Annotated in this window: 22 protein-coding genes and 1 pseudogene; 4 read left to right on the top strand and 19 right to left on the bottom strand. The window is 49.9% G+C overall.

Annotated elements, in window-relative coordinates; translation table 11 throughout:
• The 5 genes from traD to XDD1_RS06495 all read right to left on the bottom strand — a co-directional run bounded on the left by traD (window position 1) and on the right by XDD1_RS06495 (window position 4212).
• Entirely contained in the window at window positions 1-2073 is a 2073-nt protein-coding gene (gene traD, locus XDD1_RS06515) for a type IV conjugative transfer system coupling protein TraD (protein WP_045969726.1), read from the bottom strand.
• A complete protein-coding gene (locus tag XDD1_RS06510) occupies window positions 2070-2609 on the bottom strand; it encodes an integrating conjugative element protein (RefSeq protein ID WP_045969724.1) in 540 nt (179 codons plus the stop codon). Before XDD1_RS06510 ends, traD begins: the two co-directional genes overlap by 4 nt.
• Window positions 2585-3286, bottom strand: a complete 702-nt coding sequence (locus XDD1_RS06505) for a TIGR03759 family integrating conjugative element protein (protein ID WP_045969722.1) — start codon at window positions 3284-3286, stop codon at window positions 2585-2587. The genes XDD1_RS06510 and XDD1_RS06505 overlap by 25 nt, the downstream gene beginning before the upstream one ends.
• Window positions 3286-3819, bottom strand: coding sequence for a PFGI-1 class ICE element type IV pilus protein PilL2 (pilL2, locus tag XDD1_RS06500; RefSeq protein WP_045969720.1), 534 nt, complete (start codon window positions 3817-3819; stop codon window positions 3286-3288). Before pilL2 ends, XDD1_RS06505 begins: the two co-directional genes overlap by 1 nt.
• Window positions 3820-3927: 108 nt before the next feature.
• A complete protein-coding gene (locus XDD1_RS06495; RefSeq protein WP_045969718.1) occupies window positions 3928-4212 on the bottom strand; it encodes a helix-turn-helix domain-containing protein in 285 nt (94 codons plus the stop codon).
• A 572-nt stretch (window positions 4213-4784) separates the two neighbouring features.
• Between XDD1_RS06495 and XDD1_RS06490 the strand changes: the two genes are divergently transcribed.
• Window positions 4785-5927: an AAA family ATPase gene (locus tag XDD1_RS06490; RefSeq protein WP_231854469.1), complete on the top strand. Its 1143-nt coding sequence runs from the start codon at window positions 4785-4787 to the stop codon at window positions 5925-5927.
• Entirely contained in the window at window positions 5920-6600 is a 681-nt protein-coding gene (locus XDD1_RS06485; RefSeq protein ID WP_045969714.1) for a DUF4276 family protein, read from the top strand. Before XDD1_RS06490 ends, XDD1_RS06485 begins: the two co-directional genes overlap by 8 nt.
• 310 nt (window positions 6601-6910) lie before the next feature.
• Here XDD1_RS06485 and ssb read toward each other — a convergent pair whose 3' ends face one another.
• The 12 genes and pseudogenes from ssb to XDD1_RS06420 form a co-directional block, all read right to left on the bottom strand.
• Complete coding sequence (ssb, locus tag XDD1_RS06480) at window positions 6911-7438, bottom strand: single-stranded DNA-binding protein (protein ID WP_045969712.1); 528 nt, start codon at window positions 7436-7438, stop codon at window positions 6911-6913.
• Between the two features lie 16 nt (window positions 7439-7454).
• A complete protein-coding gene (locus XDD1_RS06475; protein ID WP_045973368.1) occupies window positions 7455-7664 on the bottom strand; it encodes a hypothetical protein in 210 nt (69 codons plus the stop codon).
• A gap of 76 nt (window positions 7665-7740) precedes the next feature.
• Window positions 7741-8205, bottom strand: a complete 465-nt coding sequence (locus XDD1_RS06470; protein ID WP_045969233.1) for an STY4534 family ICE replication protein — start codon at window positions 8203-8205, stop codon at window positions 7741-7743.
• A gap of 314 nt (window positions 8206-8519) precedes the next feature.
• Window positions 8520-10526 (bottom strand): DNA topoisomerase III, encoded by a 2007-nt coding sequence (locus XDD1_RS06465; RefSeq protein WP_045969710.1) that lies wholly within the window; start codon window positions 10524-10526, stop codon window positions 8520-8522.
• A 1-nt stretch (window position 10527) separates the two neighbouring features.
• Window positions 10528-11091: pseudogene (locus XDD1_RS06460) on the bottom strand (PFL_4669 family integrating conjugative element protein); the annotation flags it as partial.
• Between the two features lie 403 nt (window positions 11092-11494).
• Window positions 11495-12736, bottom strand: coding sequence for an STY4528 family pathogenicity island replication protein (locus XDD1_RS06450; protein ID WP_045969706.1), 1242 nt, complete (start codon window positions 12734-12736; stop codon window positions 11495-11497).
• Between the two features lie 102 nt (window positions 12737-12838).
• A complete protein-coding gene (locus XDD1_RS06445; RefSeq protein ID WP_045969704.1) occupies window positions 12839-13096 on the bottom strand; it encodes a ParE family toxin-like protein in 258 nt (85 codons plus the stop codon).
• A gap of 27 nt (window positions 13097-13123) precedes the next feature.
• Complete coding sequence (locus tag XDD1_RS06440; RefSeq protein ID WP_045969702.1) at window positions 13124-13702, bottom strand: DUF2857 domain-containing protein; 579 nt, start codon at window positions 13700-13702, stop codon at window positions 13124-13126.
• 81 nt (window positions 13703-13783) lie between these two features.
• Entirely contained in the window at window positions 13784-15367 is a 1584-nt protein-coding gene (locus XDD1_RS06435) for a ParB family protein (protein ID WP_045969700.1), read from the bottom strand.
• A gap of 3 nt (window positions 15368-15370) precedes the next feature.
• The gene (gene dnaB-PI / locus XDD1_RS06430; RefSeq protein ID WP_084720960.1) at window positions 15371-16750 is read right to left on the bottom strand and encodes an SPI-7-type island replicative DNA helicase; all 1380 of its coding nucleotides are present in this window, start codon (window positions 16748-16750) and stop codon (window positions 15371-15373) included.
• Window positions 16731-17129: a hypothetical protein gene (locus XDD1_RS06425; RefSeq protein WP_045969698.1), complete on the bottom strand. Its 399-nt coding sequence runs from the start codon at window positions 17127-17129 to the stop codon at window positions 16731-16733. The genes dnaB-PI and XDD1_RS06425 overlap by 20 nt, the downstream gene beginning before the upstream one ends.
• Window positions 17126-18013 carry a ParA family protein gene (locus tag XDD1_RS06420; protein WP_045969696.1) on the bottom strand — a complete coding sequence of 296 codons (888 nt, stop codon included), beginning with the start codon at window positions 18011-18013 and terminating at the stop codon, window positions 17126-17128. Before XDD1_RS06420 ends, XDD1_RS06425 begins: the two co-directional genes overlap by 4 nt.
• A 234-nt stretch (window positions 18014-18247) precedes the next feature.
• Between XDD1_RS06420 and XDD1_RS06415 the strand changes: the two genes are divergently transcribed.
• A complete protein-coding gene (locus tag XDD1_RS06415) occupies window positions 18248-19264 on the top strand; it encodes a hypothetical protein (RefSeq protein ID WP_231854468.1) in 1017 nt (338 codons plus the stop codon).
• A 2-nt stretch (window positions 19265-19266) separates the two neighbouring features.
• On the top strand, window positions 19267-19650 hold the full coding sequence (locus tag XDD1_RS06410) for a hypothetical protein (RefSeq protein ID WP_045969694.1): 384 nt from the start codon (window positions 19267-19269) through the stop codon (window positions 19648-19650).
• A gap of 9 nt (window positions 19651-19659) precedes the next feature.
• Here the strand turns inward: XDD1_RS06410 and XDD1_RS06405 are convergent, their stop codons facing one another.
• Window positions 19660-20124, bottom strand: coding sequence for a VOC family protein (locus tag XDD1_RS06405; protein ID WP_231854467.1), 465 nt, complete (start codon window positions 20122-20124; stop codon window positions 19660-19662).
• Window positions 20100-21086 carry a 6-phosphogluconolactonase gene (pgl, locus tag XDD1_RS06400; RefSeq protein WP_045969690.1) on the bottom strand — a complete coding sequence of 329 codons (987 nt, stop codon included), beginning with the start codon at window positions 21084-21086 and terminating at the stop codon, window positions 20100-20102. Before pgl ends, XDD1_RS06405 begins: the two co-directional genes overlap by 25 nt.
• Between the last annotated feature and the right edge of the window lie 43 nt (window positions 21087-21129).

Genomic DNA, 21129 nt, shown 5'->3' with positions numbered 1-21129 from the left:
TTACCCGTGCTCTTCCCACCAGGATTCACTGGTACGATAATGTTTACGCATCTGCTCGGCGATTTTCTGCAAATTCGCCGGCATCAGGGCATCATCGTCATCCCCCGTTGGCAACGGCATACGAATTTTCCATAACTGCCCGCCTTCCAGTAACGCGAACGCCTGCCCTTTCGGTAAGTTAATCATCTCTGCGGGGGTCACCAACGGCGTTTTAACCGTCCCTACCCGATCCTGGGTTGAGGAAGTAAAATCCTGCCCCTGCTCAACATCAGCAATATCAGAGTGACCGGAGACCAGCGTCTTACTGTAGATTTCCACTTCCGGCAACTGGCTGGTCAGTAACTCCGCCGTCCGGTTATCCCGCACCCGTAACATAATCAGGGTATTAAAATTGCCGATCACCTGCGCCGTTTTGGCCGGGCTGCCAATACGGGCTTCGATATCTGACGACGTTTGGGTGTACGCCGTTACCTGCATTCCCGCACCGCCGCCTTTATTGATCAGCGGAATAAACTCATCACCCATCAGTTCATTGAATTCGTCACAATGCAGGTTAATTGCCAGTTTGCCATCATAACGCACCGGCAAGCCGGCATTCATGCCGTATTTATAAATCTGTCCGGCGACACTCACCAAATCCGCAAACATGCTGTTCCCTACCGCCGAAGCCACATCGCTGTCAGACAGTGCATCCAGACCGATATAGGCAATCCCGTTTTTGCGGATCACCTGCTCCCAGTCAAAAATCGGCCGCAGGTCACGCATATTGAGGTAATCTGGTGATAATAGTTCCGCGATTTTGCCGGTGGTCAGTTTTTCCAGCAGCGGCAGCAGCGGCAATAAGGAAGCGACAATTTTATCAAAATAGGTGCGGTCATAACGCACGGCAGAGCGCAGACCATCCAGTATCGGGTCATACAACTGTTTACCCGCCTCAGAACTCAGGGTGATTTCTGTTGCCCAGAGCCGCAGGGCATCGGGCTGCCCCTGCATATTACGCGGCACATCCTTTTCTTTCAGCGTACCGAGGCAATGACTGATTTGCGCTAACAATACCGGCATTCTTTCTTCCATCACTTTGCGGGCATATAACTGATACAGCTCACTGATATTATTGACGTAACGGGTGATCAGGGTGTAATCCGGCCGGTGCCCCAGGGCGACCAGCGCACGGGCAACAATATTGACAAACCGCCAGGCAAACTCACGGAACGCGGCACTGTTTCCTTCACCACTGAGTTGCCCGGCCAGACGGGACGCCACTTCAGAAACCCGGCCAAACCGCCCGACGGCATTATAACGCGCTGAGATTTCCGGCCAGCCCAGATGAAAAAGGGAAAGTTCATTGCCCCGTCCTGCCCGGTGCGCTTCCGCCCAGATGCGCCTCAGCAAATCCGCATCCCCTTTGGGATCAAAGACAATCACGACCTCGCCGCGCCGGATATCCTGTGTGATCAACAACTCTGCCAGCCGGGTTTTTCCCACACGGGTGGTGCCCATCACCAGGGTGTGCCCGACCCGCTCGCGCAGATCCATAAATACGTCGGCTTCCTGCGGCTCAATACCGTGGATCATCAGATTGCCCCCCACCGGCGGCAGCGGACGTACCGGATTAAATGGTGAGTCTTGACGTAATAGCGCAGATAATGTCGGCCAACGGTATTCGGTTCTGCGCTCCAGTGCGCGGGCAAGCTGATAGATATGGGAAGGTTGCACAAATCGCTCCACTTCGGGCCGGCGGGTATCCTGCAAACGCTGGGTATGTTTTTGCTGCCAGCGAAAGCCCCTGCCCAGAAACAATTGCTTATGACTGACGGGAATGTGCTTTGTGCTCATCTGATAACGTGGCAGGCGGCGCAGGTTTCTGCGATAGCGTATCACCTGAATGCCCTGCCACGCGCGTATTACCGCCAGTATGGCAAAACCGCCGGCCATCACAGAGCTGACTGATGGTGCCAGTGCGATGGCCCAGGGCGCTCTGAGACAAACAAACGCGGCGACGGCTGACACCACGGCGGTATTCAGCTCCACAGCAGGACGCAGCAGGGCCTCGATCACGTAACGACGGCTCATGGCGATAACTGCTGAGTGAGTGCGGTTGCGGTGATCAACACCGGGTAATGTTGCAGTTGCAGACGGCGGGCCAGCTCGGTGCCGGAAGCGGGCGATAAGATTAAATCCGGTGCTGATGCCCGCAGTGACTGTAAACCTGCCCTCTCACGGACATTAATGACCAGACCCACGGCATGCAGTGCCTTAAGCCGCGCTGCATGCTGGTTTAACCATTGGCGTGAGTCAGGATCATCGCCAATCAGAAACAATGCGCCAATCCCCGGCAATTGCAGTGGTCGGCTTGCCACTTTCCCCGGTGTCAGTTCCGGTGTTCTGACCGGCAACATCACGGCTTCACTTGCTGCTTCTGGTGAGAAATGCGGTGGCAACGCAGGAATATTATCTGATTGCGCATTAATGCCGTCATAAAAGGGCGAAGCATCTTTTCCGCCTAAATCAGCAATCACTTTCAGTTCGGCATAACAGACATTCACCCATAACATCCCGATAATGGGCAATAAACTTAGCCATTTTATGATAATGACGTGATATGCCATCCCTGTTCCCCCTGCCGCAGTAATACCGGCATCACGCCGCGCCCAAACCGGAACCAATACCCCGCATCATGATTGAGCGTGATTTGCCGGTTGCGTACCCGTTCAACGGGAATATGGTGCGCGTTGGCCCACTGCCGTAACAGGTTGTCATTGCCCTGACTGTCGACCAGATAGATATCAACCGGCTGATTTGCGGTCAGGACTTCGGCTAAACGGGTATCACAGGCCGGGCAATCGTTGGTTTTGACAAACAGCGCCAGACGGCCATCAGCTTCACGGGATTTTGCCATATTGACCGGCAACACATCCGGAAACAGCCGCTGCCAGGCCGCATCCACTGCACGCTGAAAGCGTAATTCTTTTTCGGCGCGGGCAAATTCGGCCTTAACCCACTGCTCGGCATAACGGCGGCGCTCAGCCTCGCTTTCAGCTTCAATGCCCAGTGTCGTCAGCGGATCAAGTCCCGGTGACTGAATCCCCCTGGGTCCCTTAAGTAATTGCTGGTAACGCTGATATTCATCCGCCCGTAATCCCCATTGTTCAGCCTGGATTTTCAGGGATTGCTTTTGGCTTTCCACCGATTGCACCGGCTGCGACGTTAACGGTGCCGGTGTGGCTGCCCACGCTGAACTGCTTAGCAATACGCATGCCACCAGACCGATTCGGTTTAGTCTCATCAACGGCCTCCCGGCTGAGGTTGCGGGAGCTGATAGCCCTGCCGCAAGTGATGGCAAACCACGCGTTGAACCTCATCGACTTCCAGTTGCCAGGCCGGACCGGCCATAATCTGCAACGCCGTACGCAACCGGACAGGGCCTAACTGGGCGTGCACCGACGGCAGTGGCTGGCGGTATAAAATATCATTGGTTCTTTCAGGCGCACATAACGTGTAACCCGATTGACGCAACACATAACACATGGCATAGGCAATTGTGGGATTCTGAGAGGCCGGGATATGAATATCAACCAGTTGGGAAAGCGGGTCACGCTGTACCTCTGTCGGGTCAGTGCTGACCAGCAAATAACGTCCATAGCGGACGACTTCCCGCGTATGTTGATAAATATCGGGTAAAGCGGGCTGGATATTGCGTGTGATCGGTGTGACTGCAACCACGTTTTCGGAAGCACGCTGAGATTGCGGTTGCTTTGACGGGGCATGGCAACCCGTCAGGCTAATGGCCAAGACGCCAATGAAGACTGTTATTTTCATTCCTGTTATTCCTGCCCGGCAATAAAATATCCTTGACTGTGCAGGAAATAACAGGATTTATTCAATCAACAACTGGAACTGCCTTTAGGAAAATAAAAACGTTATCGCTTATTGCTCTGAAGAACCTGCTGAAACCGCTTTACGCGCCGCACGCTCAATCAACTGACCATTCTGGTCAAAATAACGGCTTGGCCAGATTTCAGAGGGATGGACGTCGAGGTAGTTCGCAATGATCCATTCCCCTTTCGGCCAGGCGCGTGACAGGGTGTTGGCGAGGGTTGAGGAGCTTAATCCGGCTTCGCGGGAAACTGCGGCGAGTGTCGTACCACGTTTGCGTAATGCACAAATAATTTCGGCTGGGTGCCAGTCTTTCTGAGTGTGAGTCATAGTCATACCTGCTTCCCCTTTTCTTGATTATTGGTGGTGATTCAAGGCAGGGATTCTCAGGTACCGGAGTTATCAGCCGGCGAGGCCGAAGCCTCCCCTGCCTGAATCACCATTGAAAGGATGATAGCAGGCACACTGGTAGAAACTTCCTACCAGTGGATAACTTTGAGGCCTGAGATTCCTCACTATCGGATGTGCCGATAGCTTTTTTACTTTAACGAATTCCGTTAGCTAATTCAATAATCGAACTGGTAAGTTTAATAAGTAAATCAGGTAATCAAAGTGATTAAATTGAATTAAATCACTTTAATATCAATATGATGAAATTTTTCCGTATTATACAAATAATTTAAAATAAAGCACAGAAATGAATATCTATCATAAGGTGACTGACAAACGGCAAATCAGGATCAATAAACAATCAATAACTCAACACTGAAATTGCAGTTATTCATCTCCAACGATAAGCATGACTGAAGAAGCCCTGGGTTCAGAGAATAGTGCACCGACCATCGGCCGGTTATGTTAACATTGAATATAACTGCCTTGATACACAGTCTGTTATCGATAGTTACCCCTTGTCCGGTACTGAAGTAAAGCATTTCAAAGGAGGCGATATGACTACGTCTTTGGACAAACTCACGATTAAAGGATTTAAATCCATCCACGAACTCAATGAATTTGAACTTAAAAGTTTAAACGTCATTGTTGGTGCTAACGGCGCAGGTAAAAGTAATCTGATCTCCTTTTTTAAAATGCTGCGTGCATTAATCGACGGCACATTAAATCGCTATGTGCGTGATAGCGGTGGTGCAAGCGATTTGCTCTTTCATGGTAATAAAGTGACTCAGAAAATGGAGTTTGAAACCCGCTTCGGTGAAAGAGGCTTTCGCTTTAAATTAGTCCCAACCCCAGCAGACAATTGTGCCATTGAAGATGAAGCCCGCTATTACGCGAAAAGTGCTGACTGGTGGTTATTAGGGGATAGCGACGATGGCAGATCCAGAATGGTTGCTGAAATCGAGAACAATTCCTCTGACGCACCGTATTCAAAACCCATCTATGACGCCATCGCTTCCTGGCAGATTTATCATTTTCACGATACCAGCGCTACAGCTGGAATGCGAAAATATGAAATTGTCCAGGATAACAAAACATTGCGTACAGATGCCTCTAACATCGGTGCATTCTTGTTGAAACTCAGAAATGATGCCCCCAATGAATACAAATCGATTGTGAATGCCATCAGGCTGGTCACTCCTTTCTTTGATGATTTCATTCTGGAGCCTCGCCAAAGCGGCCTGAAGGAAGAGGTTAACATTAGCTGGACGCAAAAAGGTTCAGACTATCCGATGCAACCTTATCATTTATCAGATGGCTCAATACGCTTCATTTGCCTGGCAACCGCATTATTACAACCGAATCCGCCATCGACCATTATTATTGATGAACCCGAGCTGGGCTTGCACCCTGCGGCCATTGTGATCCTTGCGGAATTAATCCAGCAAGCAGCTCAACGTACCCAAGTCATTATTGCTACCCAATCGCCTGTTTTAATTGATCAGTTCTCTGCCGAAGATATTGTCATCGTGAATCGTAAAAAGGGCGCTTCAAGCTTTGAACGTTTAAATGAGAAAGATTTTTCTCAATGGCTCGAAAACTATTCACTGGGTGAATTATGGGCTAAAAACGTCATCGCCGGGGGGCCAACTTATGAGTAATTACATTGAAGTCATGGCCATCGTTGAAGGTAAGACAGAACAGATATTTATTGAAAAAATCCTTCAACCTTATCTGGCTGGGAAAATGATTTTCATCTCTGCAACACAAGTTTCCAAACCCGGACAAAAAGGCGGAGATGTGCGTTTTTCACGGGTCAAAAAAGACATTGAAATGCACCTGAAACAACGTTCAGATACTTATGTAACAACATTTATTGATTACTACGGCACCCATGAATGGCCAGGATTAGAGACATTAAATAGATGCTGGGAACCGGGACAAATAGCGGAGCACCTGAATCTGTCAACACAGGCTGAAATTCGTCAATGCCTGTCAGCACAGAGGGCTGAGGAACGTTTTATCCCGTACATTGTTATGCATGAGTTTGAAGCCTTGCTCTTTAGTGACAAAGAGATACTTGCTCATGAATTAAATATTAGTACGCAAACCGTAGAGCAAGTCCTCCGGGAATGTGGAGAACCGGAATCTATCAATAATAGCCCACAGACAGCCCCTTCAAAGAGATTAGGAAGATGGTCAGCAAGTGGCGCGTTTGCCAAAACGACAACAGGGATCGCAATTGCGGAAAAAACAGGCATTCCTAAGATGAGAGAAAAATGCCCGTTATTCAACGAATGGCTGTGTAAACTTGAGAAGTTGATAGTTGTCTGAAAAAAGAAATATCTTCCGGACGCTTTTGATAATGCTTTTTTTGCGTAGCGGTAGTCATAAAAATGTCACAGGAAGTAAAATTCAGGTAAAAAAACCCGCCGATTTGCGCATTCCCTGATTCAGGGACTCAGCGTGGCAGGTGTACTTGCGATGAATTATACTTGTCTGAGACAATATTTTTTAGCAAAAAGTGTCATTTAAACGCAAAAACCCTTTTGAATCATTAGGATAAATAACATTTTCTTGTTACTTGTTGAAACAGCACTACGCCCTGTGGTAACAGGGCAATAGGTTAATAATAAAGTACCACTCAAAAAGGGATCTCATCATTCCAGTCAACTTCTTCCTCTTCCGGTAAGGCTGAAACCTGTACCGCACGCGTGTTTTTTTCCTTATTAACGGATTGGGGTTGAGGTTGAGAAGGTGGTTGTTTCTGTGACTGTGGCGACTTATGCCCTGCCTGCTGAGACACCGCACTTTTTGAATCATGGCGACTGCCCAACATCTGCATCGTGCCGTTCACATTCACCACCACTTCGGTTGAATAGCGATCCTGTCCATTTTGATCCTGCCACTTGCGCGTTTGCAGCTGGCCTTCAATATACACCTGAGTGCCTTTCTGCAAATACTCCGCCGCGATTTCCGCTAATTTGCCGAAGATCACCACCCGGTGCCATTCGGTTTTTTCCCGCAGTTCACCGGTTTGTTTATCACGCCAACTTTCCGAAGTGGCCAGTGAAAGCGTTGCCACGGTTCCGCCGGCGGGCAGATAACGGGTTTCCGGATCTTGTCCCAGAAAACCGACTAAAATCACCTTGTTAATACCACGTAAAGACATACTGTTTTCCTCCCTGTTAAACTGACTGACGTTGTGTCCACTGCCCCTGCTTGAGGGCAAATTCTGCCTGCACGCGGCTGGCAACATATTCCACCGACTCACGGGAACACGGCACGCCGTCCTCCATCGTTCCGATATAAAAGCCCACACGGGTTTGCAATACCGTTAACGGTAATTGCTTATGACAATATTGCAGGGCCAGAAAACCCATTGATGCAACATTCATGGCGGTATCCTGTTTTGTGATCATAAAGGGACTTGCCCTGAAGCTATTCAGGACAAGTCAGAGGAATAACAAGTTATCAGAACGAGTTTTCTGCATATTCTTGTTGCGTGATGCCGTTCTGCGGCGGCGTCGAATCGGATTGTTCGGCCTGATACACTTTTTCCTGGCCGATTTTAATCCAGTCGACTTTGATCAGGCGGGCTTTCAGGCTGACACGCTGTTCGCCGGCATGATCACCGCGTTTCAGGGTAAAAATGTCGGTCGAAGGGTTGCTTAGGGTAAAACCCAGCAGCACTTTTTTATCCTCATCCACCGCTTTCTGGCAACGACCGACCAGACTGGTCGCCTCCTTGCCGACAACGGTAATATCAAAACGCACATAGACCGGATTATCACTGGGCCCGTTCAGCGCGTTAATCACACAGCTCAGGAACGTGCCGCTGGCGGTGCTGACATGGCGAATGTTATTCAAATAACCCAGTCCTTTAATGTTCAGATTGAAATAATCATTTTTGGTTAATGGCGTTGTATTCTCAGACATAAGAAGTTCTCCATAGAGGTAAAAAATACGGTGTGACGGAGAAAATTCCCTTCCCTGACGGGAGTGGTTTTCCCGCCGGGTGCCGGACGTGCACGTTGTCTGGCTGCCTGATAAGTGATAAATAACCTTCATTGCCCTGATGTTGGCAATATCTGCTTCCAAAGGTGCGCAGATGTACCGCGTGACGCTCTCCCTTGCAGGCTACAGGAGTTTTCCAGCCACCCGGAGGCGATCTTTGCAGGCTCACAGATCATTCAGGTAAACAGGTTGATTTTTAGAACACCACACCAAACCGTCAATCAACAATCAGATCTTCACGCTTTCTGATTTCCCCGCCTGACTCGGCGCGATTGCGTCACGGCCCTGGCATTCAGCGTTCCCTTGCAGGCCGGATAATTGACACAACCCCAGAACGGCGAGGTTTTTCCCTGCCGTTTTTGCATCATACTGCCGCACACCGGACAAACCGGCGTTTTCGGTAAGGTCAGGTGAAGCGGTTGTGCCTTTCCCCGTTCAATCAGATGCTGAAGCCATTGCACCTGTTTTTGCATAAAAACTGCCAGCTGTGCGTTGCCCTGCGCGATATCATCAAGAGACTGTTCCCATAATGCGGTCATCCCCGGATGGGTCAGCACATCCGGCAGCCCGGCAATCAGCTCCTGTGCCAGCGGGGTCGAATGAATCTGTTGTTTTTTCCGCTCAATCAGTTGCCGTTTAAACAGCGTGTCCAGAATATTGGCACGGGTCGCTTCCGTACCCAATCCGGCACTCTCCCGCAAGACTTTCTTCAATTGCGGATCGCTGACCAGACTGGCGGCATTTTTCATCGCCGCAATCAATGTCCCTTCGGTAAAAGGGGCGGGCGGTTGGGTTTGCAGTGACCGGATTTTCGCGTCAATCACCTGACACCGGTCTCCCTGATCCAATGCCGGCAGCGGTAAATCAGCCTCTTTTTCTTCTTCCTTTTGATGCTCTCCCGTCTCATCGGCAAACAGCGTCTGCCAGCCCGTGATAACATTGATCCGGCCTTTGACCCGGAACCGTTGCCCGCCGATATCCAGTATCACCTCGGTCACATCCGATTCCTGCGCCGGCAGAAATTGCGCCAGATAATACCGACGGATAAGCTGATAAACCTTTAACTCATCAGCGGTTAACCGGGTGATATCAAAGGCATGCCGGGTAGGAATAATGGCATGGTGGGCCGTGATTTTGCTGTCATTCCAGACACGGGAAACGCATTGCTTATCCAATGGGTTGATAATGCCCGTCATGGCCGGATCAGTGCGTGCCAGCGCTGTCAGAACCACCGGAATATCGGCCTGCATGGAGGTCGGCAGATAACCGCAATCCGTGCGCGGATAGGTCGTTGCCTTATGGGTCTCGTACAGGGACTGGGCAATTGCCAGCACCTGACTGGCACCCATGCCCCATTGGCGGGAAGCAACCTGCTGTAGCGTGCCCAAATCAAAACAGCGCGGCGGCGGGATTTTCTCCCGTTTTTTACTCACTTCGATGACTGTCGCCTGCGCCGTTTGCTGACACTGTTGCAGCACCGCCTGAGCCACATCCTGCCGGATACAGCGTTTCTCTTCATCACAATACTCTGCCGCCGGCAGCCATCCGGCCTGAAAACGGGTGTTCTCTTTTTCCAGCCCGGCAACCACCTGCCAGTAGGGGGTTGGCACAAAACGGGCAATGGTTTTATCCCGGTTCACGACTAGTGCCAGCGTCGGTGTCTGTACCCGCCCGATAGACAGCACCTCCCCAAATCCCTGCGCCTGCGCTTTCAGGGTATACAGACGGGTCAGATTGATCCCCATCAACCAGTCCGCCCGTGCCCGTCCTAATCCGGCCTGATATAACGGTTCGGTTTTCTCGCCCGGTAAGATTGCCGCTAAGGCCTGCCGGATACTGGTGTCATCCAGTGCCGACAGCCAGAGCCGCCTGACCGTTCCGGTGAAACGGCAATACTCCAGCAGTTCACGGGCAATCACTTCCCCTTCCCGGTCGGCATCGGTGGCAATAATCACCTCATCCGCCTGTTTCAATAACTGTTTAATGACCGCAAATTGATCGGCGGTCTCTTTTTTCACGGCCCATTGCCATTGCGCAGGCAAAACCGGCAGGACTTCCATGCGCCACGGCGGACCAAATTGCTCACCATAATGTTCCGGCGCGGCCATCTCCAGTAAATGGCCAATTGCCCAGGTGACGGTGATACCGGCACCAAAGAAATACCCTTTCCCGCGCTGCTTCACACCCAGCACTCTGGCAATATCTTTGGCCTGGGAGGGCTTCTCACACAGATAAAGCGGCATCTCATTCCCTCCTTTCATCCTGTTTAACCGGACGCAACGGTGGAGAGAACGCCGAACGCAACTGACCCGACAGAATATCGGGGCGGAGTTCTCCCAGCCGTTTAATCGCCTCAAGGCCTGCCGGGGTTTTTGCCTCAATATCACGGCGGGTAACGGGCAGTGAACGGTAAGAGCGCACAATGCCGTAAATCCGGCGGATGGCATGGCTGCCATTGTGCAATGACGCATCACGCTCTGAGCGTGAAATCAATCCGTAATGAAAGGCCTGAAAGGTTTTCATCGCCAGTTGGTCGAAACCGACCAGCAACCAGACACAGCGATAGCCCAGAGGGGAATAGCTGTAGACATCGATATTCAACGGTTCAACGGAAGAAACCGGGGATAAGGTGATATGTTCAGCTAGTGTCAAAATTTCCTGCAAGCTGGCAATACCCTGCTGAAGGTTTTCGGAAGCAACATCCAGTGCCTGCTCCAGTTTGACCAGCCAGGCATCGGCATAAGGGTTATCAGCGGCCGAATCGATACTGATGTTACCGGCGCGTTTGATCACCTGTGGCATACCGAGGGTCTTTCACCACGATTCAGCCGGGCCGGACTCTCACTCTCCGCGCCCCGCCCATGCGCCGGAGAAGGGGGCGAGCCGGCCGCGCAATCGCCTGTTCAGACCCAATCTGCTCGCCTGCGCGGCTCAGCAGCCGCAGCGGCAGATTCACCCAATCCCGCTGAACAAAGACTCCCGTTTGGCCCGGAAAGGTCTGGGGGGCCATCCGGGCCAAGGGGTTCCCGGCCCCAAGGATAATCAGTTATAGAAAAGGAGGAAAATTGATCATTTTTATTGATTGTCAAAAGAGATGATTTTTTAGGCACTGTTGGCAGTGCCAACAGTGCTTAATTTTTATCCACAATCGACGCCGCCAGAGACTGTACAAATTTCAAACGCTGTTGGCACTGCCAACACCGTACAATTTTCATTCAATGTTGTCCCGATGGTATTTCGCCAGATTCAGCCGCTGGCGAATATCATTCACCACACTGCGGACATGCACCTGAGAAGAGGGACGTACCGGACGCGGAATAACCTGTTCAGGCCCAATCTGCCACCTGACTGGTTCAGCAGCCACAGCGGCAGATTCACCCTGTCCCGGCTGAACAAATAATTTGCCTTCCCGTGCCCGTTTCATCACGGTCAACAACCAGCCCACCGGATTGCCGATTTTGCCTGTCTGCAAGGCGTTATCCAGACTCCCCAATACCGCCTGCCCCTGCTCTACGGGTAAGGCTTGCAGCTGGTTATTCAGCATTTGAACATCATCGGCATCCAGTTGCCTGCAAAGCCCTTCAGGCAGAGAAATGCCAGCTTGCTGATCTACGTACGTTTTTTTATTCACACCCTGTGTGGAAGAACGTACGTTACAGTTCGATTTAGTGGTTTGTCGATAACTCGTTGATTTTAGACTGAGTTCGGATTCCGAATTCAGTTCAGGCTGCGACTTTCGGCGACTCAGTTCGGTTTCCGAATCCGGTATTTTCCTGCCGGGTTCGGTTTGCATCGCCGGCTGTGGGGATGACGCTGTTATCGTCTGTCGCATCACTGCCTGCTGCGGTGTTTGCGCTACCCCCAGACGATCTTCCAGTAAACGGATATGGCTGTGACGATGACGCATCAGTGGGTCGGCTTTAATTTCTGTCAACACCTCCCAGGCGGTCTGGCTGACAGTTCTGTTTTTACTGCGACACGCTTCGGCCACCGTATCCAGCCAGCCGGGATCGAAGGTTTCCGCATCGCGGCAGGTCAGCGGTTCATCGTGCTGGGCGTAGATATTGCCCCTGACCCGCCCGTTCTCATCACGAATGCGCTTGCATAAACTCAGCCAGCCGGTTATTCGCAACATCAATAACACCCGACTGACCGTTTCACGGGACGCCTTGCCTTTATAGGGCGAGGCCAGCAGCACCTGCAATTCGTCATAACTGGGGAAAACCGCCCCTTCATTCTGTTGCGCGTACAGGCGGATCATCATCCAGCCCGTTTTATCCAGCGGAGATAAACGCTCATCCAGCAATAAACGCCGGGGATACGCATCCTGAATATTCCCCATAAACAGCAGGCCACTGCGAAGTTGTGAAACATCTCCGTCTGCACGCGTTTCCAGACGGGTTTTCATTTTGGCAATGGTATGAGCGATTAGACTGTCTGCGGGCAGATCCATGAGTTTCCCTTATCTCCAAGGTTTAAGTCTTCAAAAAATATTCTCAGGGCTGCACCCGGTATCCATGCCTTAACCGGATGCAGAATGACAACACTTCAGCGTTTATGATTTGCGGATTTCATTGTTGTAACGTTCATGGTGCATCAGTTCCCAGGATTTTCCGCCATTGCGGCTTAACAGCCGCCAGAACAGCCCCACATTAATTTTCAAGTACCCCGTGCCTTTTTCTTTCAGCCTGACGTAATTACGCTCGCCCCGTTGATACCGCCGCACCTGCTGTTGCGCCTTACGGCAAAATGACAGCGGGGCTGTCAGCGGTACATGCAGGCCGGGCATAATTTCCCTGAGTTTTCCTGACATTGTTTCCTTCCTCTCCCTGCCATGCCGCTATTTCGTTGTAGCGGGTTCGATTCCCGGTGACGCGGATTGCTGCCACTCTTTCACTGCATTCCAGACTGAGGTTAAGGATATGTCATTCTGTTCCGCCACATCCATCATGATATCCAGCCCTGCCGCGCTGTCTGCGTCAGCAACCGCTGCTGCCTGCCAGCGCTGCCATAAATCACGGTTTTCGGCTTCCGTCAGTACCAGCCCCCGGCCCGCCCGCACTTCAATGCCCGCAATACGCCGGCGGGCGGCAATTTCCAGACTGGATAAGCCGAAAAAATACCGCATCATTTCAATTGAGCCGCCCAGCCCCAGCGCCCGGTCAATGCGCTGTGTCCGCTGCTGCTCAAGACGCGCCTGATGCAATATGCGGGCGAGGTTGCTGTGATGAATATGCACGGTCAGTACTGACACCGGGCTGTTGCCTAAGTAGTGCAAATCCTCCAGGGTCAGATTCTGCAACATCTGCATTTCCGAAGGTGCCAGCCCCAGCGATTCACAACGGCGGATATAGCCGTTCTTCAAATCCATCACCAGCTGCATCAGCAGGCTGTTGGTCGCTTGCGATAAATGATTCATACACTGCTTCCTCCCAATATCAGGCCAATCAATATGATGTGAACAAATTGGAAAAACGGACCGCCTCAACCCGCGCTGTTATCAGGTCATCGCATTCTCCGGAGTCATCCGGCGCTGAAGCTCGCGCAGGCGGCGGATAAGGCGTATCAAACGTAGGAATTTCACCGTCTGAATATCATCCAGTAAGGGTGTTTCCCCCTGCACGGCGCTGCCAAGCAGAATGTCGGTCAGCGTCAGGGGACAGGTTTCCGGTGGAATTTCGCTGGTCAGGGACAGCAGCAACAGCGCAAAAGGTTGGGCATGTTGGGGTTCAGTCAGCCGGTATCCTGCTGATAATTCATCCGGGGCAGAGACCACATCGTTTTCACAACCCGTGGCCTCCGCCAGTTCAAAGGCCAGCCGAAACGCCATGCCTTGCAGGTGCTCGATATCGTCCTGCATCGGGGAAATTTCCCAGACCGAACTGACCGGTTCCAGACCGGTTTGAGCAAAAGGCAGGCACTCTGCCTCAGGGACAGACTGCCCAGGTTCAGGCGGGTTATCCGGCTGATAAGGCGGGATCACCGGATTTTTGCTGGAAAACGCGGCAGGCGTTTGTTCCTCATCAGATAATGAAATAGCGGTCTCAGGCACCTGTACCGCCTCCGTTGCAGGCTGAGACATCCGGCGCAGCTTCGATTCCCTGTTTTGCACTCGAATCGGCTCCGCCTTCTCCGCCTCAGATCCCTCTGGTTCCGGTGTATATTCCACTGCGGTAGCCTGCTCACCAAAGAGCTGCCTGCGGTTACTTTCCTTCGGATCGAGTTCCAGCATCCAGCGGTCGTAATTCAGCAGCGGATGGGGTAAGGCCTGCAATAAATCCCCAATCAGTTCATCCCGGAACATCTCCAATGACCAGGATTCCGGCGCATCAAATTTTTGACAACAGAGACCAAACACCTCATCAAATGAATGTATGGGTTCCGGGTTTAGACTGATGCGATGTTGTTGCCACACGGTGTTAGCATCAGCCCGTAATGCCAATAAAGGCCGGATTTGTGGGCCACCTAACCCGGATTCCAACAGGTTGGGTATCCACGGGTACAGATACTGCACGGTATCTTCCATGCGACTGATATGGCTGGCGCTGACCGGAAATCCTGCCTGACTTAACAATGCAGCGAATTCCCTCAAAGAAATTTTCTTTTGCTGCTGCTCCTCAAAAATGCCTCTGGTTTTATGCACGCCCAGCGCTTTTTCAATAAAGCTGAGCTCACCCCGCAGCTCATTTTCGGCCAGATGCCCGATAACACACTGCAACCTGCCCGGCCACGGTTTAAACAGGCAGTGAATACGGAAAAAACGCTCTTCGCCCGTTTCCTGCCACAGTTCAGACAGAATTTGGTAGCGGGTATTACCGCCATCGCTGAAGATATAGGCTTCCTCGCCTTGTGGGTCACGGGTCACTTTCGGCACCGTATCCAGACCGCGGGCTTTTATTGAGGCCTTGATATCGTCATAGCGCGGGTTACGTCCGGTGCGGGGGTTATCCGGGTTGGGGCGCAGTTGATCCAACGTCAGTACCATCGGCATTTCTGCCATCGGCGGGCTGTCATTGATGGTGGCCGTCGCCTGCCGACCTGGTTGTAACAGGGCATTGCCTAAGTTGAGATTTTGCCGTGCCATCACTTAACTCCCGTAGCCATAGGTGTCTGCTGATAAGTCCGAAAAACGGGTATATTGACCGTCAAAACGCACCCGCACCGTCCCCGTCGGGCCCTGACGCTGTTTACCGATAATGATTTCAGCGATACCGCTGTCCGGGGTATCAGCGTGATAGACCTCGTCGCGGTAAAGATGCAGGATCAAATCAGCATCCTGCTCCAGTGACCCGGAATCGCGCAAGTCCCCGTTATTGGGGCGTTTGTCGGATCGGTTTTCGACCTGGCGGTTAAGCTGGGACAGCGCCAGTACCGGACAATTCAGCTCTTTGCCCAGGGCTTTCAGGCTGCGGGAGATTTCGGCAATTTCCTGTGTGCGGTTTTCCTGTCCGGGCGCACACATCAACTGGAGATAGTCCACCATAATCAGGGCGGGCTGACCGTATTGACGGGTGTAACGGCGCGCGCGGGCACGCAATAGCGCGGGGGTCTGGTAACTGCAATCATCAATTATCAGCCGCTGATCCCACCGGGCAAACTGATCCAGACTCTGGCTTATCCGTCCCCACTGTTCATCATCCAATATCCCGCTGCGCAGGGCCGTTAAAGCAACCCCGCCTTCCATCGCAGACAGACGCAGCATCAGTTGTGAGGTTGGCATTTCCAGACTGAAAATCTGCACCACCGCATCGTCACGATGGCGCAGTGCACCGAGACAGAATGCCAGTGCCAGCGCGGTCTTGCCCATCGAAGGACGGGCGGCCAGCAAAATCAAATCACCGGGTTGCAAGCCACAGGTTTTTTCATCGAGAATCTGAAATCCCGTTGGCGTACCGGTAATCCCGTTGCTGCCCTGTATTCGCTCCAGATGGGAAATCAGGGCATCCGCCCCTTGCAGCAGGGTCATGGCCTGATGCTGCCGAATGGCTCCTTTTTCCGCCAGATTAAACAGCTGGCTTTCAGCTTGTTCAATCAGGGTTTCTGAACGGATATTCGGCTGAAAGACTTCCGCGCTAAGGGAATTACACAGTATCAATAACTGACGTAAGCGGCTTTTTTCTACCGCAATACGAGCATATCCCTCAATATTGGCCGCACTGGGGGTGTTTTTACACACTTCCGCCACGTAGGCAAAACCCCCTACATTGTCGATTTTTCCCTGTTGGGTCAGCATATCGGTCAGGGTTATCAGATCGAACGGGCAGTTTTTTTCACTCAGTTCCGCGATGGCCTGATACATTATCCGGTGTGCCGGAAAGAAAAAATCTTCTGGTGCCAGTAACTGAACAATGTCATCCCAGCGATCATTCTCCAGCACCAGCCCGCCAATAACGCCCGCTTCGGCATAAGCGTAACTTGGAGCCACGTCACTGATGGCCTGTAGATAATCATGCGCCATAATATCCATCAGTGACCTCCTTGCTGACCCTATTCAGTGCATTGACTAACCGCTGTTGCAGACGGGGCGAAGAGACCCAGAACAGGACGTCGTTTGCGGTTAAATACCGGGGTTTTCCCGCATACCGGCTACATTCCAGTAAGGCTAAATCATGCGGGGCATCGGGGCGCAGTGCCCGACCGCGCAATTCCGCTTCATTGAGGGGACTGAAATGCTCTACGTTATCAGGAGAAACATCCCAGATAACCGGCAACAAAGCCTGATATTTTGCCAGTGCCGCTTTACGATCCGGCGCATCAACAAACACGACCCACTCATCCTGGATCTCCGTGAACGGTAGTACCATGTTGTCATAACAAAAACAGACGGCACGCCAGATAACATTCATTGCGCATCCCCCGTCGGTTGTTTAGCCAATACGGCATCAAACTTCGCTGTCCATTCGGGGAACAGTTCACAGGCCAGACTGTGCATGGTTTGCGCGGCAGCCGGGCTTTTTCGGTTGGTTTTATATTCAAGACGATGCACGGGCTGGGCACGAACGTGTCCCAGTTTGTAGATATCCAGCAGGTCAATGCGGGTTTGCAACAGCTGATAAACACGCCTGCCGCCTAACGCCGACGTATCGTAGCGTTGCTGTTCAATAATATCAGCCAGCTCATTAAGCGTATCCCGATCCAGATTGGTAGCTTCAATGCCGTTTGCCAGTATCTGAATAGAGGGCAACCGGATGCCATAATTTTCAAAGGACTGAAGGCGGGTCAACATCCGCAGCGTGCCGCGCAGGAATTCACGCACATCAGGCAGGATCGGTTTGATTATCCCCAGCACACTGTGCGTGGCACTCAGCACAACCAGCTCGGTCATTATCCCGGTTGCCCCCTTGGAGTCGATAATAATGATGTCGTACTGACTAAAGAGAGGGTGCTGCAAGATATTTTTCAGGCGTAAACGGCCATCGGGCGCGTGCAGCATCGCTGTCGGCAGGAGTTCATCCGGATCATTGGAGATAATAATGTCGAGGTTTTTGATCGCCGAGCGGGAGATGATCTGATCGGGTTGGTTCAAACCTGCGGTCTGCATCAGTAATTCATACAGACCTGCGGGTGCTTCATGGCTCAGAGTAAAAATACAGCTGGATGTGGGTTGGGAATAATCAGCATCAATCAGGAGAACGCGTAAACCGGCATCAGCAAGAAATCCGGCTAAATTGGCTGAATGGGTCGATTTACCTTCGCCCCCTTTGGGGGAAGTAATAGGAAGTATTCTCATTTTGCATACTCGGTTAATTAAGTACACAAAACAGGAAAACTTAATTTATTAACATTATTTCAACTTACGAGGGGATCCAATGTTCCTGCGGAAAACCTACTTTACGATTTAACCATTTATCGTCAGGATGCAAAAGGTAATTTCCATATATTACTCGATGTTTTTCAGGAGAAACTACAGAGTAATTATGCAACACAACAGCATGTCACGCAGGTAACAGATGACTCTCTTTCCGTGATTTATATTATGCAAATGATGCTTTACCGTAAGCATGGTTCAAATACAATTCAGGCATTGCAAGCCCCGTTTAAAAAGATGTATACACTTGGTGAGTTTGTATCAGGCAAAGCTTGCTCGGATAAAAAATGGGAGAATGCCTGTTATTTTGAAAGTACGATTGAAACAAAACCTGTCAGCGATGGGGATAATACCGTTGAACTAAAGATTACTGTTTCTGAAAGACCTTTTATTGCTAAAGAATATCCAATTGGTCATCCATACGATCCGTTTGAAAAACGTAAAATTGAATCACAAATTCAGGATAGGTTGTCTAAAAGAACTTATCCCCAACAAGGATGGGCGAGTTTGTGTGGACCTGCGGCATTTTTTTATTGCTTACAGATGGACAGACCCGATGTTTATGAACAGGCTGCACGTGAATTATGGCAGTACGGTAGAACTAAGATTGGTCAATTAGAAATTAAGCCGGGTGAGGGTTGTCGTCATCCTAGCGGTTCCTTTCATAATGATGGAGAACCAACAATTTCAGGTTTAGACTGGATAACATTAGCGAGTTTAAGAGATTCTGAAAATATCATTTTCAGCTATGATAAAGTTGATAATGAAATAGCTGGTATTACAATGTGGGGTAAATTAACCGAATGGTTTGAAAAAGCAGGTTATGAAAAAATTTTTGATAATATAAGTCTTTCCCATAGCAATATCACCGACATAATAACTTTAAACGACTATATAAAAAAAGGATATAGGGTCGTAAGTTTAATATCTGTTGGAATGCTAAAAGGAATCCCTGGCGATACTTCAGTTAAAAATCATTGGATTGTATGGGAAGGTAAAGTAGGCTCAAAAGGAAAAACAATAAACTTAGATGATGTAAACAGTGAAAATAACATAGTTAATTTAAACATGTTTACTTGGGTAGGAATTAGTGAACGGGTTAAGCCCAATAACAATTTAAATTATTTTTTAAAACATACATTTGGAGGATTGGTTTTCAAACCAATAAAATAAACATGAGAAGACTTTTTTTCATTATATCCGTCTTTCTTATTTCTGCTTGCACAAGACAAACTGTTTATATTTATCCTAATGGAAACTCTTTAAAAGATGCTCAAGTCGGTGTTCCATATAATGAGTTAATAAATATACCGGGAGTTATAGACATGGGTTTTTCAGCCCAAGTAACACCTTCAGACTCAGGCCTAACATGGAACCCGAGTGATTATACGACTCCTGTGCAACCAGCAACAGCAAAAGACTATAGCCGTATTCAAATTCAAGGAACTCCAATACGTGCTGGAGAAATACACATCAAAATATCTGGTGGGATTTATGGAAACATGTTTACAAAAGTGGGTAAATTTAATAAAACTTACACCATAAAAGTAAAGGAATAATTATCATTATTAGAATGGTGATTTATATCGCCATTCTTCATCCTTAAATCGCCCTTTCAAACCAATCAGATTACCAAACGGATCTTTAACCTGACACATCCCCAAACCGTTATCAATCTTTATAGGCCCACGATAGAGAGATGCGCCTAGAGTCTGGAAATGTTGAATAGCAGCATAAAGAGAAGGGACAGACCAATATAAAACTGTTCCCTGCTGACCGGAATTGACTTTCTTATCAGCTTGTACAATATCCAATGAAAAATCGCCTATTTCTAATACGGTAAAATCAAATTCAGCGACATAAACAACACGAGCTGCCGGAAATGCACGTTTGTACCATGCCAATCCAGCTTCAACGTCAGGAACAGGAATCAATAAGGTGGCTGGTTTCATTTTTATACCTAATATCTGCCTAATATCGCCGCGCCAAAAAATAGCGCGGCTTAAGTTTACAGTGCCAATACCGTCACCCACATCGGGCCTTTACCAACCGGATAACGTGCCAGTTGAGTTAATTCTCCCGAACAGTTGTCAATATGTGAGACTGAAATATGATCCGATTTCTGCCCCGATGCAATCAGAAAATGACCGCTATGATCGATGGCAAAACCTCGGGGTTGGGTTTCTGTCGGATAATGCCCGGCTAATGTTAAATGATAGCCATCTTCTGACACGCGAAAGTGGCTGATCAGACTCTCAGAACGCTCACTGACATAAAGGTGGCGGCCATCCGGTGTCATGTGGATATCCGCCGACCAACGAACGCTGGAAAAATCGGTTGGCAGAGAATCAATAGATTGCACAATGCGATATTTTTCCCATTTACGCAGCACATCAACGGTTGAATCCAATTCATTAATGCAGTAGATAGCTGGTTTTTTCGGATGAAATGCCATATGACGCGGACCCGCGCCTGCTGCTGTGGTTACTTCATCAGCCCGATTTTCTGTTAAGCAGCCCTGCTCATCCAAGTTGAAAATACGAATATGATCTTCTTTCAAGCATGGAACCAGTAATTGACGGTTTTCCCGATCAATATTGGCAGAATGTGGCGCTTGCAGACCTTCTACAATTTGGCGGGGTGCTTTGACGATCCCATTTTCATCAATAGGATGGACGCTTAAGTTATTGAAGCTGTAGGAAGCAGAAAATAAAAAACGCCCCGCCCTGTCAGTGGAGATATGGGTCGGGCTACCCGCCAAAGGTGCAATGGCCTGCTGTTCAAGACGCCCATCTTCCTTAATGGCATAAGTAACGAGACTAAATTGTGGACGAATTCCCACATATAAGTGTTTGCCATCAGGATTAACGACCATGGGTTGTACTTCACCCGGCACATTGACGGTCTGGAGCAGCGAAAGTTTTCCGGCCTCATTCAGTGACCATACGTGGATCTGTCGGCTATTTGGGCTGGCTGTATAAACCACCTGTTTCATATTCTCTCCTTAATGCTTTATTGCCATTTCATTGATCTATAAC

The organism is Xenorhabdus doucetiae, assembly GCF_000968195.1.
Taxonomy (GTDB): domain Bacteria; phylum Pseudomonadota; class Gammaproteobacteria; order Enterobacterales; family Enterobacteriaceae; genus Xenorhabdus; species Xenorhabdus doucetiae.
This window is presented reverse-complemented; position numbering and strand designations above follow the sequence as displayed.

Bases quoted from the DNA above. Each gene is read 5' to 3' on its own strand.
- XDD1_RS06510 (WP_045969724.1), bottom strand. From the start codon at position 2,609: ATGGCATATCACGTCATTATCATAAAATGGCTAAGTTTATTGCCCATT.
- ssb (WP_045969712.1), bottom strand. From the start codon at position 7,438: ATGTCTTTACGTGGTATTAACAAGGTGATTTTAGTCGGTTTTCTGGGA.
- XDD1_RS06450 (WP_045969706.1), bottom strand. From the start codon at position 12,736: ATGGATCTGCCCGCAGACAGTCTAATCGCTCATACCATTGCCAAAATG.
- XDD1_RS06425 (WP_045969698.1), bottom strand. From the start codon at position 17,129: ATGAATGTTATCTGGCGTGCCGTCTGTTTTTGTTATGACAACATGGTA.
- XDD1_RS06465 (WP_045969710.1), bottom strand. From the start codon at position 10,526: ATGCCGCTTTATCTGTGTGAGAAGCCCTCCCAGGCCAAAGATATTGCC.
- dnaB-PI (WP_084720960.1), bottom strand. From the start codon at position 16,750: ATGGATATTATGGCGCATGATTATCTACAGGCCATCAGTGACGTGGCT.
- XDD1_RS06475 (WP_045973368.1), bottom strand. From the start codon at position 7,664: ATGAATGTTGCATCAATGGGTTTTCTGGCCCTGCAATATTGTCATAAG.
- pilL2 (WP_045969720.1), bottom strand. From the start codon at position 3,819: ATGAAAATAACAGTCTTCATTGGCGTCTTGGCCATTAGCCTGACGGGT.
- XDD1_RS06435 (WP_045969700.1), bottom strand. From the start codon at position 15,367: ATGGCACGGCAAAATCTCAACTTAGGCAATGCCCTGTTACAACCAGGT.
- traD (WP_045969726.1), bottom strand. From the start codon at position 2,073: ATGAGCCGTCGTTACGTGATCGAGGCCCTGCTGCGTCCTGCTGTGGAG.
- XDD1_RS06470 (WP_045969233.1), bottom strand. From the start codon at position 8,205: ATGTCTGAGAATACAACGCCATTAACCAAAAATGATTATTTCAATCTG.
- XDD1_RS06495 (WP_045969718.1), bottom strand. From the start codon at position 4,212: ATGACTATGACTCACACTCAGAAAGACTGGCACCCAGCCGAAATTATT.
- XDD1_RS06505 (WP_045969722.1), bottom strand. From the start codon at position 3,286: ATGAGACTAAACCGAATCGGTCTGGTGGCATGCGTATTGCTAAGCAGT.
- XDD1_RS06440 (WP_045969702.1), bottom strand. From the start codon at position 13,702: ATGAATCATTTATCGCAAGCGACCAACAGCCTGCTGATGCAGCTGGTG.
- XDD1_RS06410 (WP_045969694.1), top strand. From the start codon at position 19,267: ATGAGAAGACTTTTTTTCATTATATCCGTCTTTCTTATTTCTGCTTGC.
- XDD1_RS06420 (WP_045969696.1), bottom strand. From the start codon at position 18,013: ATGAGAATACTTCCTATTACTTCCCCCAAAGGGGGCGAAGGTAAATCG.
- XDD1_RS06445 (WP_045969704.1), bottom strand. From the start codon at position 13,096: ATGTCAGGAAAACTCAGGGAAATTATGCCCGGCCTGCATGTACCGCTG.
- XDD1_RS06485 (WP_045969714.1), top strand. From the start codon at position 5,920: ATGAGTAATTACATTGAAGTCATGGCCATCGTTGAAGGTAAGACAGAA.
- pgl (WP_045969690.1), bottom strand. From the start codon at position 21,086: ATGAAACAGGTGGTTTATACAGCCAGCCCAAATAGCCGACAGATCCAC.